General features: G+C 62.6%; 18 protein-coding genes and 1 tRNA gene. 8 read left to right on the top strand and 11 right to left on the bottom strand.

Annotation, left to right across the window (positions count from 1 at the left end; all coding sequences use genetic code 11):
• Window positions 1-39: 39 nt before the first annotated feature.
• Complete coding sequence (gene lipB, locus DQG18_RS10370; protein WP_116654184.1) at window positions 40-774, bottom strand: lipoyl(octanoyl) transferase LipB; 735 nt, start codon at window positions 772-774, stop codon at window positions 40-42.
• Window positions 775-850: 76 nt separating this feature from the next.
• Here lipB and DQG18_RS10365 point away from each other — a divergent pair, with 76 nt between their 5' ends.
• From DQG18_RS10365 to DQG18_RS10355, 3 genes are all read left to right on the top strand, one after another.
• On the top strand, window positions 851-1,084 hold the full coding sequence (locus DQG18_RS10365; RefSeq protein WP_116654183.1) for a FliM/FliN family flagellar motor switch protein: 234 nt from the start codon (window positions 851-853) through the stop codon (window positions 1,082-1,084).
• Between the two features lie 112 nt (window positions 1,085-1,196).
• Window positions 1,197-1,283, top strand: a tRNA-Leu gene (locus DQG18_RS10360).
• Between the two features lie 172 nt (window positions 1,284-1,455).
• The gene (locus DQG18_RS10355; RefSeq protein WP_116654182.1) at window positions 1,456-2,073 is read left to right on the top strand and encodes a L,D-transpeptidase; all 618 of its coding nucleotides are present in this window, start codon (window positions 1,456-1,458) and stop codon (window positions 2,071-2,073) included.
• 44 nt (window positions 2,074-2,117) lie between these two features.
• Here the strand turns inward: DQG18_RS10355 and DQG18_RS10350 are convergent, their stop codons facing one another.
• Window positions 2,118-2,669, bottom strand: coding sequence for a DNA-3-methyladenine glycosylase (locus DQG18_RS10350; RefSeq protein ID WP_116654181.1), 552 nt, complete (start codon window positions 2,667-2,669; stop codon window positions 2,118-2,120).
• Between the two features lie 72 nt (window positions 2,670-2,741).
• Window positions 2,742-3,509, bottom strand: coding sequence for a GGDEF domain-containing protein (locus DQG18_RS10345; RefSeq protein ID WP_116654180.1), 768 nt, complete (start codon window positions 3,507-3,509; stop codon window positions 2,742-2,744).
• Between the two features lie 365 nt (window positions 3,510-3,874).
• Here DQG18_RS10345 and DQG18_RS10340 point away from each other — a divergent pair, with 365 nt between their 5' ends.
• The 3 genes from DQG18_RS10340 to DQG18_RS10330 all read left to right on the top strand — a co-directional run bounded on the left by DQG18_RS10340 (window position 3,875) and on the right by DQG18_RS10330 (window position 5,856).
• Window positions 3,875-4,297, top strand: coding sequence for a DUF1489 family protein (locus tag DQG18_RS10340; protein ID WP_116654179.1), 423 nt, complete (start codon window positions 3,875-3,877; stop codon window positions 4,295-4,297).
• Window positions 4,298-4,395: 98 nt separating this feature from the next.
• A complete protein-coding gene (locus DQG18_RS10335; RefSeq protein WP_116654257.1) occupies window positions 4,396-4,797 on the top strand; it encodes a PRC-barrel domain-containing protein in 402 nt (133 codons plus the stop codon).
• 195 nt (window positions 4,798-4,992) lie between these two features.
• Complete coding sequence (locus DQG18_RS10330; protein ID WP_116654178.1) at window positions 4,993-5,856, top strand: division plane positioning ATPase MipZ; 864 nt, start codon at window positions 4,993-4,995, stop codon at window positions 5,854-5,856.
• 156 nt (window positions 5,857-6,012) lie between these two features.
• Here DQG18_RS10330 and DQG18_RS10325 read toward each other — a convergent pair whose 3' ends face one another.
• The 3 genes from DQG18_RS10325 to DQG18_RS10315 all read right to left on the bottom strand — a co-directional run bounded on the left by DQG18_RS10325 (window position 6,013) and on the right by DQG18_RS10315 (window position 8,769).
• The gene (locus DQG18_RS10325) at window positions 6,013-6,771 is read right to left on the bottom strand and encodes an SDR family oxidoreductase (RefSeq protein WP_116654256.1); all 759 of its coding nucleotides are present in this window, start codon (window positions 6,769-6,771) and stop codon (window positions 6,013-6,015) included.
• A gap of 86 nt (window positions 6,772-6,857) precedes the next feature.
• Window positions 6,858-7,139, bottom strand: a complete 282-nt coding sequence (locus DQG18_RS10320) for a hypothetical protein (protein ID WP_116654177.1) — start codon at window positions 7,137-7,139, stop codon at window positions 6,858-6,860.
• A gap of 49 nt (window positions 7,140-7,188) precedes the next feature.
• Complete coding sequence (locus DQG18_RS10315) at window positions 7,189-8,769, bottom strand: D-alanyl-D-alanine carboxypeptidase (RefSeq protein WP_198669728.1); 1,581 nt, start codon at window positions 8,767-8,769, stop codon at window positions 7,189-7,191.
• Window positions 8,770-9,057: 288 nt separating this feature from the next.
• Between DQG18_RS10315 and clpS the strand changes: the two genes are divergently transcribed.
• Both clpS and clpA read left to right on the top strand, forming a co-directional pair.
• Window positions 9,058-9,468: an ATP-dependent Clp protease adapter ClpS gene (clpS, locus tag DQG18_RS10310; protein WP_425454223.1), complete on the top strand. Its 411-nt coding sequence runs from the start codon at window positions 9,058-9,060 to the stop codon at window positions 9,466-9,468.
• Window positions 9,469-9,483: 15 nt separating this feature from the next.
• Window positions 9,484-11,868: an ATP-dependent Clp protease ATP-binding subunit ClpA gene (gene clpA, locus DQG18_RS10305; protein ID WP_116654174.1), complete on the top strand. Its 2,385-nt coding sequence runs from the start codon at window positions 9,484-9,486 to the stop codon at window positions 11,866-11,868.
• A 234-nt stretch (window positions 11,869-12,102) separates the two neighbouring features.
• On the opposite strand, the gene DQG18_RS10300 is transcribed toward clpA, so the two are convergent.
• The 5 genes from DQG18_RS10300 to DQG18_RS10280 form a co-directional block, all read right to left on the bottom strand.
• The gene (locus tag DQG18_RS10300) at window positions 12,103-12,522 is read right to left on the bottom strand and encodes an HIT family protein (RefSeq protein ID WP_116654173.1); all 420 of its coding nucleotides are present in this window, start codon (window positions 12,520-12,522) and stop codon (window positions 12,103-12,105) included.
• 158 nt (window positions 12,523-12,680) lie between these two features.
• The gene (locus tag DQG18_RS10295; RefSeq protein WP_116654172.1) at window positions 12,681-13,847 is read right to left on the bottom strand and encodes a GNAT family N-acetyltransferase; all 1,167 of its coding nucleotides are present in this window, start codon (window positions 13,845-13,847) and stop codon (window positions 12,681-12,683) included.
• On the bottom strand, window positions 13,844-14,593 hold the full coding sequence (locus DQG18_RS10290; protein WP_116654171.1) for a glycerophosphodiester phosphodiesterase family protein: 750 nt from the start codon (window positions 14,591-14,593) through the stop codon (window positions 13,844-13,846). The genes DQG18_RS10295 and DQG18_RS10290 overlap by 4 nt, the downstream gene beginning before the upstream one ends.
• Window positions 14,593-15,048 carry a RidA family protein gene (locus tag DQG18_RS10285; protein WP_116654170.1) on the bottom strand — a complete coding sequence of 152 codons (456 nt, stop codon included), beginning with the start codon at window positions 15,046-15,048 and terminating at the stop codon, window positions 14,593-14,595. Before DQG18_RS10285 ends, DQG18_RS10290 begins: the two co-directional genes overlap by 1 nt.
• Window positions 15,038-16,351, bottom strand: a complete 1,314-nt coding sequence (locus DQG18_RS10280; protein WP_116654169.1) for a DNA polymerase IV — start codon at window positions 16,349-16,351, stop codon at window positions 15,038-15,040. Before DQG18_RS10280 ends, DQG18_RS10285 begins: the two co-directional genes overlap by 11 nt.
• Between the last annotated feature and the right edge of the window lie 2 nt (window positions 16,352-16,353).

Genomic DNA, 16,353 nt, shown 5'->3' with positions numbered 1-16,353 from the left:
ATGAAAATGAGAATCGTTTCAAGCCCTAATCTGGGTGGGTTAAAGCCCTTGCGCAACCTCGACGGGGCCAAAATGCCGCTCGAAGGCCGATTTCATCACCGAATCGACCTCTTCCATCGAGACGATGTGCCCCAGGTCCTCGAGGCTCGTGACGCCCTGATCGGTGATGCCGCACGGTATGATGCCGGAATAATGGCCAAGATCGGGGCTGACGTTGAACGATATGCCGTGAAAGCTCACCCATTTGGAGACCCGCACGCCGATGGCGGCGATCTTGTCCTCGGCGAACGGCCCGCGCTCGGGGCGCTTCACCCAGACGCCGACCCGCCCCTCGCGCTTTTCGCCCCTGACGTTGAAGGCCGCCAGCGTGTCGATGACCCAGTTTTCCAGCCCTTCAACGAGGCAGCGCACGTCGCGTCCGCGCTGCCTGAGGTCGAGCATCACATAGGCAACGCGCTGGCCCGGCCCATGATAGGTATATTGCCCGCCGCGCCCGGCATCGAATACGGGAAACCGGTCGGGCGTCAAAAGATCGGAGGCTTTGGCCGAAGTTCCGGCGGTATAGAGCGGGGGGTGCTCAAGAAGCCACACCGCCTCGCCCGCGTCCCCGGCTGCGATGGCGGCGGCGCGGGCGCGCATGGTTTCCAGCGCCAGGGGATAGGGAACGTAGCCATCGGCGATGACCCAGCCGGCGGGCCTGTCATCGGCGCGCAGCAGCTTTTTCGAGTTCTCGCACGCTGTGAGGGGAGGGGAAATTAACGCTTCGCTAACCATGCCGGTTCAATGCTCTATCCTGACGCGCTCGGGCAAGCGAATCCTTTGGCGTGCATGTTTTTTATGACGGATCGATATGAATACGCTTGAAACCATCGAAGTCGATATTTCCGTCGAACTGGGCGCCACGATCCTGCCGGTGCACCACCTGTTGCGGCTGGGGCGCGGCGCGGTGATCGAACTCGATGCCTTCGAGGACGATCCCATGCGTATCTATGCCAACAATACGCTCATCGCAAAGGGCGAGATTTCCGTCGATGACGGCCAGCTCAATGTGGTGGTGACCGAAAAGGTCATCAAGCCCGTCTGAGCTGATCAGAACTTTATGCCCAAAGCGCCATTTAGGCACTTGAGGGACGGGAAACCATTTGCTACATGCAGCCTCGCTCCGCCCCTTCAAGGGCAGGCATTCCCCGGACAGTGCGGTCGTGGCGGAATTGGTAGACGCGCAGCGTTGAGGTCGCTGTGGGGTAACTCCCGTGGAAGTTCGAGTCTTCTCGACCGCACCATTTTTCCGGACCGGCCTTTGGTGCCGGCCCGCAGGCAGCCCGGCCCTTTCACATATTTGTGACGACCGAACGGTCCCTTCCGTGGTTTTCCATCCGGTTATGGTGCATGAAACATTAACCGTTATGGTTAATGTTCGCTCTCATTGTTGATTCTGGGTTTGGGCATTGTCCGATGAGTTTATCGCGTCGCGGTTTTATGATCGGGTTGCCGTTGTTTCTGGCAGCCTGCTCTTCTTCTCGTAATTCCTATTTCAATGCATACGCTGCCGTCCCCGATGAGCGGTTTCCGCTTCCGTCGATGAACACGGCGGCGCTCAAGCCGCATTTGCGGCGGCAGGAAGTCGCCTACGACAAGAATTACGCCAAGGGCACCGTCGTCGTCGATACGCCCAACAAGTATCTCTATTACGTGCTCGGCGAGGGCCGGGCCGTGCGCTACGGGGTGGGGGTCGGGCGCGCCGGGCTGGCGTTGCGCGGCAATGCCTATGTGGGGCGCAAGGCGAAATGGCCCACCTGGACGCCCACCGCGAACATGCTGAGGCGCGATCCCGAGATCATGCGGCCTTACGCTTCAGGCGTGCCCGGGGGGCCGAACAATCCGCTTGGTGCCCGTGCGCTTTATCTTTATCGCAACGGCAACGACACGATGTTCCGCATCCACGGCACCAACCAGCCGGAATCGATCGGCCTTGCGATGTCGAGCGGTTGCATCCGCATGATCAACCATGACGTAGTCGATCTTTACGAGCGCGTGCCCTCCGGCGCGCGGGTCGTGGTGCTGCAGGCATAAAGGTCTGTCGCTTCGGAAAGAAGGCGCCTTGCGGGGCGCCTTTTTCATTTCATCGGTTTTGAGAGAAACCGGTTCCCCGCCGCGCCGAACCGCCAGGGCATTTCGACCGCCCGCGAAATGCCGATGCGCGGGCCGGTGGTGACCGCAAGGGCAGGGCCATCCTCGAGGATAAAAGGCGGCGCCAGAAGATCGCGCCCGTCGTGGCCGAGATCGATGCCCAGCGCCTGCGTCAGACAGCCCGGCCCGGCGCAGAGGCGCAACGGGTTTTCGAGCCCGCGCCGCGCGGCCATCGCCGCAAGACCATCGGTGGGTTCGAGCGCCCGGATCAGCACGGCGGTTCCCGGCCTGCACACCATGTTGAAGCACCAGTGGATGCCGTATGACCGGTAGATATAGGCCGTGCCCGGCGGGCCGAACATCGCGGCATTGCGCGCGGTGGGGCCGCGAAAACTGTGCGAGGCCGGATCGTCGCGGCCATAGGCTTCGGTTTCAACGATAATCCCGCCCACACCACCCACCAGCAACTGCTTGCCGATGAGTGCGCGGGCGACGTTTGCAACGTCGTTATCGAAGAAATCGGGGGGGAGCGAAGGCATGCTTTTCGATACAACAGGCGGTAATGAAGTGCCAGAGGCCGCCCCGCCCTCCCTTGCTTCCCCAACCGGGTATCAACCGGCCACCGCGGCGATGTAGCTCGTCATGGCAACCTTGTTCCGCCCGGTCTGCTTGGCGTGATAGAGCCGGTCGTCGGCCTGCTGGAACAGCAGCTCGAAGCTCGCCTCTTCGTCGAACACCACGCCCCCGATGCTCACCGAGAGCGGGTAGCTGCGGCCATCGGCGACGAAGGTGATCCCCGCCACGGCCGTACGGAGTCTTTCGGCGACCCGGCCAGCCGATACCCGGTCGATATTGGGCAGGAGCACTCCGAACTCCTCGCCGCCCAGCCGTCCCACGATATCGCCGGCGCGCACGGTTGCGCGCAATGTTTCCGCGATCAGTTCCAGCGCCCTGTCGCCTGCCTGATGACCGAAGCGGTCGTTGATGAGCTTGAACCTGTCGGCATCGAGGATCAACAGCGCGCCGGCACCCATCGTGGTGCCGCTCATCGCGGCGCGGGCATCGACCTGTGCGGAAAAGGCGCTGCGGTTGAGGCAGGCGGTGAGCCCGTCGGTCGCCGCCATGATGCGGAGCCGATGGTTGGCGATGGCGAGGTCACGCATCTTGAGCGAGAAGAACAGGAAGATCGGCGTGCCCACGCAAAGCGGCAGGATCACCGCGCTTTGCAGCCCCGCCTCATAGGCGAGGGGATCGAGCCCCATGAAAAGCCGGTGATTGACGCCCATCGCGATGAGGGTGCAGGCCAGTGGACCAAGAATGGTCCATAAAACCGCGTCCCAGCGACCCGCCCGGTGGGAAACAGCAGATGATGCTTCCATATCAGCCTCCTGTTTTCCACAAGCATTGCGGGGTGCGGGCTAAGCCCGGGCTTATGATTTCCTTTGGGAAAATGCTTATGGCGGCGTCGGAACGCATTATGGCAATTCCATGTCTTGCCCGCAGCGTTTCATCTGGTTAATAATCCCTTGTCGTTTAAACAGCGCAAGGAGCGCGCATGCGCAGCCAATCCTGGGCCGCACGCTGGCGGGCCGTTAGCTGGACCTTCGTTTGTCTGGTCTCGCTCGGTTTCGTTGTTTCCATCGTAGCGGGGGCCTGACCAAAGGCCCCGCCATGGGAGACACTGGTTTAGGCGGGGGGTGCACCCAATAGCGGCGCACCCCCCCTTCTTTTTTCGGAAACTGAAATGCATATCATCAAGCTCTGCGTCGGCGTGTCCTCGGTCGAGGAACTGGCCAGTTGGCGGGCCGAGCGCAAGGCGAAAGGGTTTGGGCGTCCGGACGGGCTCGTCGCCCACCGCACGCGCATGACGCCCCGGCGCGGCGACGAGATCGCGGGGCAGGGGTCGCTCTACTGGGTCATGGCGGGCACGATCCGGTGCCGGCAGCGCATCGTGGGATTTGAGGCGACCACCGACCCCGAGGGGCGTCCGGCCTGCAACATCCTGCTCGATCCCGAACTCATCCGCACCATGCCCTATCCCCGGCGCCCCTTTCAGGGGTGGCGCTACCTCGAAGCCAAGGACGCTCCGCCCGATCTGGATGCGGGCGGCGGCGAAGGCCTGCCCGACGGCATGGCGGAAGAACTGGCCGAATTGGGGCTTATCTAGGCCTATTCGATGATTCCCGCCTTAGTTGGCGATCTGGGGAACTTCGCAGGCTGCACCCCGTTTTTCCATGTCTCAACGTGAAGCATGGAGGAATGATCATGGAACCGAGGACGGACAACGGGTTGCGCGCCCGCGACCTCGACAAACGCGAGTCGGGCAACCTCATCGGCTCCGACAAGGTCGAGGGCACCAACGTCTACAATCACGCCAACGAGCATATCGGCACCATCGAGCGCGTGATGATCGACAAGCCCAGCGGCAAGGTCGCCTATGCGGTCATGAGCTTTGGCGGCTTTCTCGGCATCGGGGACGATCATTATCCCGTGCCGTGGTCGAAGCTCGTCTACGACGAAAGCATCGGAGGCTACCGCACCGATCTTTCAAAGGCTGAACTGGAAGACGCGCCGCGCTTCCGGTCGGAGGACGATTACAACTGGGAAGATCGGCAGGCGAGCATGGACGTCTACAATCATTACGGCATTCCGCCGTACTGGATTTGATCCATCATGACCGGGGGCTGTATGGCGGCGGCCTTGCGGGCCGCCGTTTTTCATTTCTAAATTCTTAATCAGTTTGCAGCTAGCATTTTCGGTCAGAAAAATTGCGTCCTTGTGCCGGTGCGGCAATGCACACATGCTGCATGGGCAGACCGGCAGATTCGCGATTGTGTCGGGGGGACGAGCGTGGAGAGCGGTATGCAGCAGCGTGCCAATGCACATGTGATCGTGCTGGGCAATGAAAAGGGAGGTTCGGGCAAGTCGACCACGGCGCTGCACCTCGCTATTTTCCTAGCCTACGAAGGTTTTCGCGTCGCAACCATCGATACCGACAGCCGCCAGCAGACGCTCACGACCTATGTTTCCAACCGGCGGGCCTGGGCCGGGAAGCAAGGAATACGGGTTCCCCAGCCGGCGCATTTTCATCTGCCCCAGCCACGCGACGATTCCCGAACCGTCAACGACCGGATGGCGTTCGAGATGTTCCGGCAGGCGATCGGGGAGATCGATGGTTATGCCGATTTCGTCATTATCGATACGCCGGGGTTCGATACGCATTTGACGCGGCTGGCCCATTCCATGGCCGATACCCTCATCACCCCGCTCAACGACAGCCTCATCGATCTCGACGTCATCGCCCGGGTCGATCCCGAAACGGGCAATGTGCGGGAATTGAGCCATTACAGCCGGCTGGTGCAGCGCGCGCGCAGCGAGAGGCTCAATATCGACGGGCGTTCGATCGACTGGGTGCTGGTGCGCAACAGGATTTCGATGCTCGCCTCGCGCAACGCGCGGCTGGTGCAGACGGGACTGGATAATATTTCGGCGCGGCTCGGGTGCCGGGTTGCCGATGGCATTGCCGAGCGCGTCATTTTCCGCTCGCTCTTTCCCTTCGGGATGACGGTGTTCGATCCTCTCAGTGAGGACATGCTGGGCGGTGCGCCTTCCATGAGTCATGTGGCAGCGCGGCAGGAATACCGGGGTCTGCTCGAAGCTCTCAACCTGCCGCGCGCCGGACGGATGCAGGCGAAGCGCCAGCCTTTCGCGGAATCCGCCGCATAGAATTCCGCGTTTGTGGCTGGCATCCTCTGGACCCCGGTAATAAATCCCGGGGTGACACCGGAGATAGGTAAGAACGCGCAAAACACACCATTGTCATTCCGGGATTTATTCCCGGAATCCAGCGCGATGCCTCCACCTGCTCTGCGTTCGCTCCCTTCAAACCAGCAGCGATTGCCCGCCGTCGACGAAAACGAAGGTGCCGGTGACGTGCCGTGACGCATCCGAGGCAAGGAACGTCACGACATCGGCGACGTCCTCGGGCTTGCCGTCCGTGCCGCCCGTCAGCGGGATGTCGCCGTCGGGATAGTCGGCGGGGACGGTGATCTTTTCGAGCCCGTGCTTGGGATTGGCGTGGATGTTGCTTTGGATGCGGCCCGGGCATACGGCGTTGACGCGGATCTTGTAGCGGGCCAGTTCGAGCGCCGCCATTTTCGTATAGGAAAGCTGTGCGCCTTTGGTGGCTGCATAGGCCGAGGCGCCGGTGATGTTGTAGATGCGGGTGCCGGTGATCGAGGAGGTGATGATGATCGAGCCGCCGGCGCCGCGCATCAGGGGTACGGTGTGGTGCACGGTGAGGAACGTGCCCCGCAAATTGATGCCCATCACCTGGTCCCAGTCTTCGACCCGCATGTCCTCGATGGGGGCCCAGGTGCCGTTGACGCCCGCATTGGCGAAGGTGGCGTCGAGCCGTCCATGGCGTTCGGTGATCTGGTCGAAGGCCGACTGCATGTCGGCGGGATCGGAGACGTCCGCGCGGATGGTTTCGATGCCGTCTTGGGTGAGGGTACCAAGGGATTCGGAATTTAGGTCCAGCCCGATCACGTGCGCGCCCTGCCGGGCGAAAGCCTGCGCCGTGGCCCGGCCGATCCCCGATCCCGCTCCGGTCACGAGGACGATCCTGTTTTCAAACTGCACCTGCGCCTCCTCCATTGCTCAGTTTGCGGCAAGTTTGATACGACACTTGCGGTTCTGGCAATGGCGCTGGAGGCGGGGAAGTTCCGTTATTTTTCTTCCGGAAAGAACAGCTGGACCGCGCGGCTGCCGTTGGGTGCGAATACATCCACTTCGACCGTGACGCGGGGGAGCACCATGCGGCGGGTGCGTGCCGAAAGCGCCAATACGATCGAAAGCAGGTCGGACACGCGGCGGCGCACCGGCTTTTGCGGCTCGAGGCTTTTGACCAGCTTGCGTAAAGCCTCATCGGCGATCGCCGCATCCTCATGGGCGAGGGGGGAACTGGCGCGGTATCTTGCCAACCGGCTCAGGGCGATGATGTCACTCATTGGGCTACTCCGTTACAAACGCACCAATGCGGGTACTCGGTTTTCGGTTCTACCCCTGTACTGTGAGGCAGGCCATGGACGCGGCGCTCAGTGCGTCGCACGCAACGCGGGCCTGTCCACGGTCGGCAAATCCTGCAAAGCGCGCACGGTAGAACGTCTGCCCGTTGCGCTCGAAGGTTTCGACATAGGAGCGCAGGTCCCTCAACTCATCGACGGTGCCGGCGGCCTGGGTCAGCAGGGCGTCGGCGCCCTGTTCGGTCGGCACGGCGCCCACCTGTACCACCCAGCCCTGAACGGGCACGCCATCGGCGCTCTGCGTCGTCATCAGGTCGAGCGCCAGCCCTTCGGGGCGGGCGATGGGGGCGGGAGGCACGAGGACCTGCCCCGGCTGAAGCGTTGCCACGTCCGAAGGGGAGGCGCTGAGCCGCATGGTGTCGGCGATCCAGGCGCCGATCGGATCGTCCACGGGATATTGCGGGGTGCTGTCGGGCATGACGCCGGTGGCCACATAGGTGGCCTGGTCGAGCGCACTGTCGCCGGGCCGCGCTGGAATGTCGGTGGCGGAAATGATCTGGAAGGGCACCACTTCGGGCTGGGCGGGCATGGTTGCGACGGCGCCTGCCGAGGCGACCTGTACCGCACCGGCCATGATGGCGGCGGGGCGCACGGGCGGCAGGCCGTTGAGCGGATAGACCCGGCCCGGGGCCGCGGCGACTTGAATGTTGCTACCGGTGCCGAGCAGGGTGGGGCGGGCGATCATCGCCTCGCGCCAGTAGTCCCCCTGACGGGCCTTGGGCATGTAGGTGCGCACCAGTTCGGCGACCTTGGCGTTGCGCGACGCGCCGGTGTTGAAACCGAGGGCCACGACGACGATATGTCGATTGCTGGCCCGCGCGGCGGTCATCAGGTTATAGCCCGAGGCGTTGATATAGCCGGTTTTGATACCGTCTACGCCGTTCTGGCCGAGCAGGGCGTTGTGGTTGCCGTATGTGCGCTTGCCATAGGTGAAGCTGCGCGTCTGGAAATATTCGTAATAATGCGGAAAATGCTGGAATACGGCGCGGGCGAGGATCGCCTGATCGGCGGCGGTAGTCACCTGCCCGCGGTCGGGAAGCCCCGAGGCGTTCTTGTAGGTGGTCTTGCTCATGCCCAGCGCGCGGGCCGTCTGGGTCATGCGCTCGGCGAACCGGCTTTCGGTGCCGCCGATGTTTTCCGCGATCACCCGTGCCACGTCGTTGGCCGAGAGCGTCACGAGCGCCTTGATAGCGTTTTCTACCGAAATGGTCGAGCCGCGCTGCACGTAGAGCTTGGTGGGGACGGCGGCGGCGGCATGGGCCGAGACGGAGAGCTTGGTATTGAGGTTCATGCGCCCCGCTTCGAGTTCCTGGAACAGGATATAAAGCGTCATGACCTTGGTGAGCGAGGCCGGATAGCGCAGATCGTTGGCCTTGTCCTGGTAAAGCACCTGTCCGGTCTTGGCGTCGACCGCGATACCGGCGTAGGCGCGCGGAACGTTCTGGGCGGCGGCGGGCTGAAGCAGCAGGGCGAAGGCCCCTAGCGCGAAAACAAGGACGAGAATGGCGCGCGCAAGCACGGAACGCGCGGAATCGTTACGCAGAAGGGTCGGCACCCGGTACTCCAACTCTTTACTCAACCGGCGCGTTACGCTGCGCCGTACGCTCAACTGTACGGACCGGATGTTGGGCCTGCCGTCCCCCGTGCAGGGCATCCGAATTCGTTTATGCGTCCACGTTAGGAGCGGTGCGGTTACAAATCCGTAAAGTGCGTAAAATTTGATGCGCTTTTCGGCGCGAGGCGTTCACTTTTGGCCGATCACGAGATCGCCCCTTAACATGGCCGAAGTTTTGCCTACATAATGAAGCCCTCTATGTCTGTTCGAGGATCGGGACGTCTCGCTTTGTCTGAAATTTCCAAGCCCTTTGCCTTAACCGCCCCGCTTGCAAGGGACCTTGCCGTCCGTTCACGGCTGAGTGCCGGACCCGGCGGGGGGCGGAGCGAGGATGACGGGGGCGAGGGACAGGTCGGGGTGGTCACCAAGACCCGGCCGAAAACCAAAAAGCCGAGCCTTTATCGGGTATTGCTGCTCAATGACGACTATACGCCGATGGAGTTCGTGATCCTGATCGTCGAACAGGTGTTCAACAAGTCCCGTGAAGAGGCCACCTCTATCATGTGGCACGTTCATAACGAGGGCGTGGGGGAATGCGGGGTCTATCCCTATGAGGTGGCCGAAACCAAGGTTACCCAAGTGATGGATGCCGCGCGCCGAAACTCTCATCCGCTGCAATGCGTGATGGAAAAGCAATAGAACAGGATGTCCTAAATGCCCTCATTTTCCCGCGGACTTGAAAAGGCACTCCATCAGGCGATGAACCTCGCCCGCGAGCGGGCCCATGAGTTCGCAACCCTCGAACACCTGCTTCTGGCGCTGACAGAGGATCGCGACACCATCGCAGTGCTCAACGGCTGCGATGTCGATGTGGAGGCGCTGCGCGCCGATCTCGAGGAATTCATCGACGAGGAACTCGACAGCCTCGTCGTCGCCAATGGACAGGACGCGCGTCCGACCGCCGCGTTCCAGCGCGTCATCCAGCGCGCCGTCATTCACGTTCAATCCTCGGGCCGCGAGGAAGTGACCGGGGCCAACGTGCTCGTCGCCATCTTTGCCGAGCGCGAGAGTCACGCTGCCTATTTCCTCGAGCAGCAGGACATGAGCCGGCTCGATGCGGTCAACTTCATTTCGCACGGCATTTCCAAGTCCGGGCGCAATATGGACCGTGCGGCGCGCGGTGCCGAGGAGGGCGGTCCGGGCTATGCGGAAGACAACGCGCGCGGCGGGCAGGGCGGACCGCAGCAGAGTTCAGCACTGGCCGATTTCTGCGTCAACCTCAACGAGAAGGCCAAGCAGGGCAAGATCGACCCGCTGATCGGGCGTGCGCCCGAACTCGAACGCACCATCCAGGTGCTGTGCCGGCGCTCCAAGAACAATCCGCTCTATGTGGGTGACCCCGGCGTGGGCAAGACGGCCATCGCCGAGGGCCTCGCACGCCGCATCATCGAGGGCGACGTTCCCGACGTGCTCAAGGATTCGGTGATCTACGCGCTCGACATGGGCTCGCTGCTCGCGGGCACCCGTTATCGCGGCGATTTCGAGGAACGCCTCAAGGCGATCATGAAGGAACTCGAAAAGAAGGATAACGTCATCCTTTTCATCGACGAGATCCACACCGTGATCGGCGCAGGCGCCACTTCGGGCGGCGCGCTCGATGCCTCGAACCTTTTGAAGCCCGCGCTGGCTTCGGGCGCGATTCGCTGCATCGGCTCGACCACCTACAAGGAATATCGCCAGTTCTTCGAGAAGGACCGCGCGCTGGTGCGGCGCTTCCAGAAGATCGACGTCAACGAGCCGACCATCCCCGATGCCATCGAGATCATGAAGGGGTTGCGGCCCTATTTCGAGGATTACCACAAGCTCAAATATACCGATGATGCCATCAAGGCCGCCGTCGAGCTTTCGGCCCGCTACATCAACGACCGCAAGCTGCCGGACAAGGCCATCGACGTGGTGGACGAGACCGGTGCGCGCCAGATGCTGGTGACCGAGGACAAGCGCAAGAAGCTGATCACCGCCGAGGACATCGAGGCGACGGTTGCCACCATCGCGCGCATCCCGCCAAAATCGGTCTCCAAGTCCGATACCGAATTGCTGGCCAACCTCGAAACCAACCTCAAGCGCGTGGTGTTCGGGCAGGACAAGGCGATCGATGCGCTTTCAGCCGCGATCAAGCTGGCCCGTGCCGGGCTGCGCGAGCCCGAAAAGCCCATCGGCTCGTACCTCTTCACCGGCCCCACCGGCGTCGGCAAGACCGAGGTCGCCAAGCAGCTCGCTGATACGCTGGGCGTGGAACTGCTGCGCTTTGACATGTCCGAATATATGGAGCGCCACACCGTTTCGCGGCTGATCGGCGCGCCTCCGGGTTATGTCGGGTTCGATCAGGGCGGGCTTTTGACCGATGGCGTGGACCAGAACCCTCATTGCGTGGTTCTGCTCGACGAGATCGAAAAGGCCCACCCGGACCTTTATAACATCTTGTTGCAGGTGATGGACCACGGCAAGCTGACCGATCATTCGGGCAAACAGGTCGATTTCCGCAATGTCATTTTGATCATGACCTCGAACGTGGGCGCGGCGGAACTGGCCAGATCCCCCATCGGGTTTGGCCGCACGCGGCAGGAAGGGGACGACGAGGACGCGATCAACCGCACCTTCAGCCCTGAATTCCGCAACCGGCTCGATGCGGTTATTTCGTTCGCTCCGCTGCCACCCGAGACGGTCAATCGCGTGGTCGAGAAATTCGTCCTCCAGCTCGAAGGCCAGCTCGCCGAGCGCGGCATCACTATCGAGTTGACGCCCGAAGCCGCCGTATGGCTGGCCGAACGCGGCTATGACGAAAAGATGGGTGCCCGCCCGCTGGGCCGGGTGATCCAGGAATACGTCAAGAAGCCTCTGGCCGAGGAAGTGCTGTTCGGACTCTTGCAGAAGGGCGGATCGGTGAAGGTGACCGTGGTCGGGGAGGGCAGCGAAGCCCGGCTCGAACTTGTCTCCCTCCCCCCGCGCCCGGCACGCCCCAAGGCCATCACCGGGCCGAGGGGTGGGAAAAAGCCGACCAGCAAGGCAAAGACGAAGGGCGCGGAGTCCAAGACCTGAAACCGCCCCGTCGTATCCGGTGATCCAGCGGCCCCAAAGGCTGGATTGCCCGGACAAGCCGGGCAATGACGGGGAAAAGACGGGAAGGCCGGTGGAGACGCCGGCCTTGCTCCTTCACTTCCCCGGCGAAAACCGGGGCACATGTTTCAACATTCTCCCTCGCGGATGGTTCGCTATGGGTCCCGGCTTTCGCCGGGACAGCGATGGAAGATTGCTGATCGTTTCCGTCAAAATCTAAAACGCTCCGCGAATCTTGGCTGCCAGCGCCCCGAGCGCCGTGTGGTCCGCTGCCTCGCCCGCATGGGGTTTGAGGGGCACGCCTTCGTAGATCGGGATGATGTGGAAGTGGAGGTGGAAGACCGTCTGTCCGGCGGGGGCTTCGTTGAACTGCATGATGCGGAAACCGTCGGCGCCGGTGGCCTTCATCACGGCGGCGGCGACCGTCCGGGTTTTCTGGATCAGGTCGGCGAGGACGGCCGGGTCGGCGTCGAGCAGGTTGCGCGAGCCGGATTTGGGGATCACCAGCGTATGGCCTTGCGACTGGGGCATGATATCCATGAAGGCCAGCGTCTCGTTGTCCTCATAGACCTTGTGGCAGGGGATTTCGCCCTCGATGATCTTGGTGAAAATGTTGTCCGGATCGTAGGCGGTCATCAGGTCCTCCCGCGGGTGTTGTTAAAAATGGACGGAGCGAGCCTCCCCACCGTTCGCTTCTCCGGCGAAAGCCGGAGTCCATGCTTTGCCAGCCGCAGAGCGAGGGGCAAGATGGGTCCCGGCTTTCGCCGGGACAGCGATGGGAGCAAGCCGCACAGCTATCCGTCACTCTTGCGGAACGGCGTATAGGTTTCAAGCGCTTCGCTGTGCATGGCGACCGCGCGGCGCTCCTCGTTAAGATAATCGGCCACGGCGCGCCGCAGGCCCGGATGGGTGATGAAATGGATCGAGCGCGTGGTTTGCGGTCCATAGCCCCGGGCGAGCTTGTGCTCGCCCTGCGCGCCGGCTTCCACGCGCTTGAGGCCCCTTTCGATCGCGAAATCGATGGCCTGATAATAGCAAAGCTCGAAATGGAGGAACGGCACGTCGCGGACCGCGCCCCAGTTGCGGCCAAAGAGCGTATCGGTGCCGATGAAATTGAGCGCCCCCGCGATATAGTCGTCGCCGTCCCTCGCCATCACCAGCAGGATGCGGTCGGCCATCGTCTCTGAGATGCGCGAAAAGAACTCGCGGTTGAGATAGGGGCGGCCCCATTTGCGCGAGCCGGTGTCCATGTAGAACGCGAAAAAGGCGTCCCAATGGGCTTCGGTGAGGTCGCTGCCGGTCACCCATTCCACGCTCAATCCATCGGCCAGCGCCTCGCGCCGTTCGCGGCGGATCGCCTTGCGCTTGCGCGATTGCAGGATGGTGAGGAAATCGTCGAAATTTGCGAACCCCTCATTGGTCCAGTGGAACTGCGTATCGTGCCGCACCAGCCATCCAGCCTCGCGGGCAAGGGTTTCCTCGGCTTCGGGTACGAAGGTTGCGTGCACCGATGATGCGCCCAGCCGCTCGGCCAGCGTTTCCGCCGCGCCCAGCAGGGCCATGCGGGTTTCGATGCCGTCATCCGCCGCCAGCAGCTTTGGCGCGGTGGCCGGCGTAAAGGGCACCGAGGACTGCAGCTTGGGATAATAGCGCCCGCCGGCCCGCTCGAAGGCGTCGGCCCAGGCGTGATCGAACACGTATTCACCCATGGAATGGGATTTGAGGAACATCGGCATCAGACCGATCGCCTCGTCCCCGCGCCGGATGAGGATGTGCTGGGGCTGCCAGCCCGTTTTGCCGGTTGCGCAGCCCGATTGTTCGAGGGCGAGGAAAAAGGCGTGGTCGAGAAAGGGATTGGGAGGCCCTTCCGTGCCGTTCGCCGCCAGCCTGTTCCATTCGTGGGCAGGGATCGAAGCGGCGTCGGGGTGAACCGAAATGGTCAGTTCGGCAGATGCAGTCACGCCTCGGGATCGAATCCTTCAAAGACGATCTGGTCGGCGTGCTCGAGCGCCTCTTGCGCCTGTGCCGCTGATCGTACGGTCCAGCTCATTATCTTCATGCCCATCGCGCGCCGCAGCCGGACAACCGGATTGGACAGCGCGGTGCGCTCGCAGGATATGAATGTGAAGTGCGAGATGGCCCGATGCAAGGTATTGCGCAAAATGAATTTCTGCACGCCGCTCAGATGGTCGGCATGATTCTGGTAATCGAAGGTGATGATGCCCTTGCCGCCGCGGTATCCAGCCTTGTGCAAGACACTGAGCGCCAGCGGATCGAACGACTTGAAGACCAGCGGCCCCTCATAGCCTGCGATCGCCTCGAGCGCCTGTTGGGCAAGGTGCCGGGTTTCGTTGGGATAGTTCTGTTGCTTGATCTCGACGACCAGCGGAACCTGCCCGGCAACGCCATCGAGCAGGTCGGGAAACCTCAGCGGCGTATCGCCCGCCGTGCTTTCGACGAGGGGGATGGCGCAAAGGTCCGCGGTCTTTGTGTCGATCACCCGTCCTTCCCGCCCCGTCAGTCTTTCCAGCGTTGCGTCGTGGAACACCACGGGGTCGCCATCGCTCGTTATCTGCAGGTCGCATTCAATCCCGAAGCCGCGATCGATCGCGGCTTCAAAGGCGGAACGGGAGTTTTCGGTGATGCCTGCGGCACGGTCATGCAGCCCGCGATGTGCTATGGGGCGGGCGAAAATATCTGAAGTCACTAGTCCCTGATCTCCACGACGGCGTCGATCTCGACGGCCGCGCCGAGGGGGAGGGCCGCTACGCCGAACGCGGCGCGAGCGTGTTTAGCCCGGTCACCCAACACTTTTATGAACAGTTCGGACGCTCCGTTGCCCACCAGATGCTGCTCGGAAAAGTCCGGCGCCGAGGCGACGAGAACGGTGAGTTTGAGGATCGCGGTTATGTTTTCGAGCGGGGCGACCGCCGCGATCTGGCCCAGGATGTTGACCGCGCAAAGCTCGGCTGCCTTCTGGCCCGCGGCAACATCGACGTCCTTGCCAAGATGCCCCTTTACCAGCCCGTCGGGGCCGGTCGAAAGCTGGCCGGAGACGAACAGCAGATTGCCCGAGCGGGTCACCGGCACATAGGCGGCGACGGGCGCAGCCGGTTTGGGGAGATCGTATCCGAGGTCCTTGAGTTTTGCTTCAATCGTCATCTTCCATCTCCACCTGTGTGTCCCTTGGTTTGGGCTGTTTATAGAGCTTGCCGCGCACCAGCGCCTCGCGCCCGAACTTGTCGCGCACCTTGTCCATGGCGCGTTCGGCGGCGGCCTTGCGGGCAATGAGCGGTTCGATGAGATCGACAGGGTCGGTCCCGTCCGCCACCTCCAGACCACTAACACCGATGCCCAGCAGGCGAAAGGCAGTGCCGTCCACCTCACGCGCCAGAAGCTGGAGGCCGGTCTGGTAGAGAGTTGTGGTGAGTTGGGTCGGCATCATCAGGTGCTGGGCACGGGTCCGGGTCCTGAACCCGGCCGTCTTTAATTTAAGCGTTACGGTATCGCCGACAAGCATCTGTTTTTTAAGGCGCTCGGACAGCCGTTCGCAAAGCGAGAGCAGGGCGGTGGACAGGGCATCGAAATCGGCGAGATCGGCAAAGAAGGTGGTTTCCGTGCTGACCGATTTCGTTTCCCGTTCCGGCGAAACCCGCCTTGGGTCCTCCCCGCGCGAGAGCCGGGCGAGGCGGGCGCCCATCTCGCCATAGCGCCGCATCAGGTCTTCGGGCGCCCGGTTCTGGAGTTGGCCGATGGTAACGAGCCCGTCCTTTTTCAGCGTCTCGGTCATCGCCTTGCCGACGCCGTAGATGAACGAGATCGGCTTTTCGGCGAGGAACGGGATGGTCTCGGCCCTGCCGATCACCGCAAAGCCGCGAGGCTTGTCGAGGTCCGAGGCAATCTTGGCGAGGAACTTGTTGTGGGAAAGCCCCACCGAAGCCGTCACGCCGATTTCCGTCTCCACCCGCTTTGCGAATCGCGCAAGGGCGATGGCGGGCGGGGCCTTGTGCAGCGCCTGGGTGCCCGAAAGGTCGAGGAAGGCCTCATCGATCGAGAGCGGCTGCACCAGCGGGGTCAACCCATCCATCAGCGCCCGGATTTCCCGGCTGACGCTCGCATATTTCTTCATGTTGGGCTTGATGATGACCGCCTCGGGGCAAAGGCGTCTTGCCTGGAACATCGGCATGGCCGAACGCACCCCGCTCATGCGCGCGATGTAGCAGGCGGTGGCCACCACGCCCCGCTGCCCGCCGCCCACAATCAGCGCCTTGTCGGCAAGGCCGGGGTCGTCGCGCTTTTCCACCGAGGCGTAAAAGGCGTCGCAATCGACGTGAGCGATGGCGAGATCGAAAAGCTCCGCATGTGCGAGGACGCGCGGCGAGCCGCATTGCGCGCACCGGGCAGGGGGGCTGACCGCCGTGCCGTGCATAAGGCAGTCGCGGCACATGAAGGGTGTCGCGGCCATCG

Source organism: Pelagibacterium sediminicola, from assembly GCF_003390885.1.
GTDB lineage: Bacteria > Pseudomonadota > Alphaproteobacteria > Rhizobiales > Devosiaceae > Pelagibacterium > Pelagibacterium sediminicola.
Note: the sequence above shows the minus strand (reverse complement) of the source record. Positions and strands in the feature narration are given on the sequence as shown.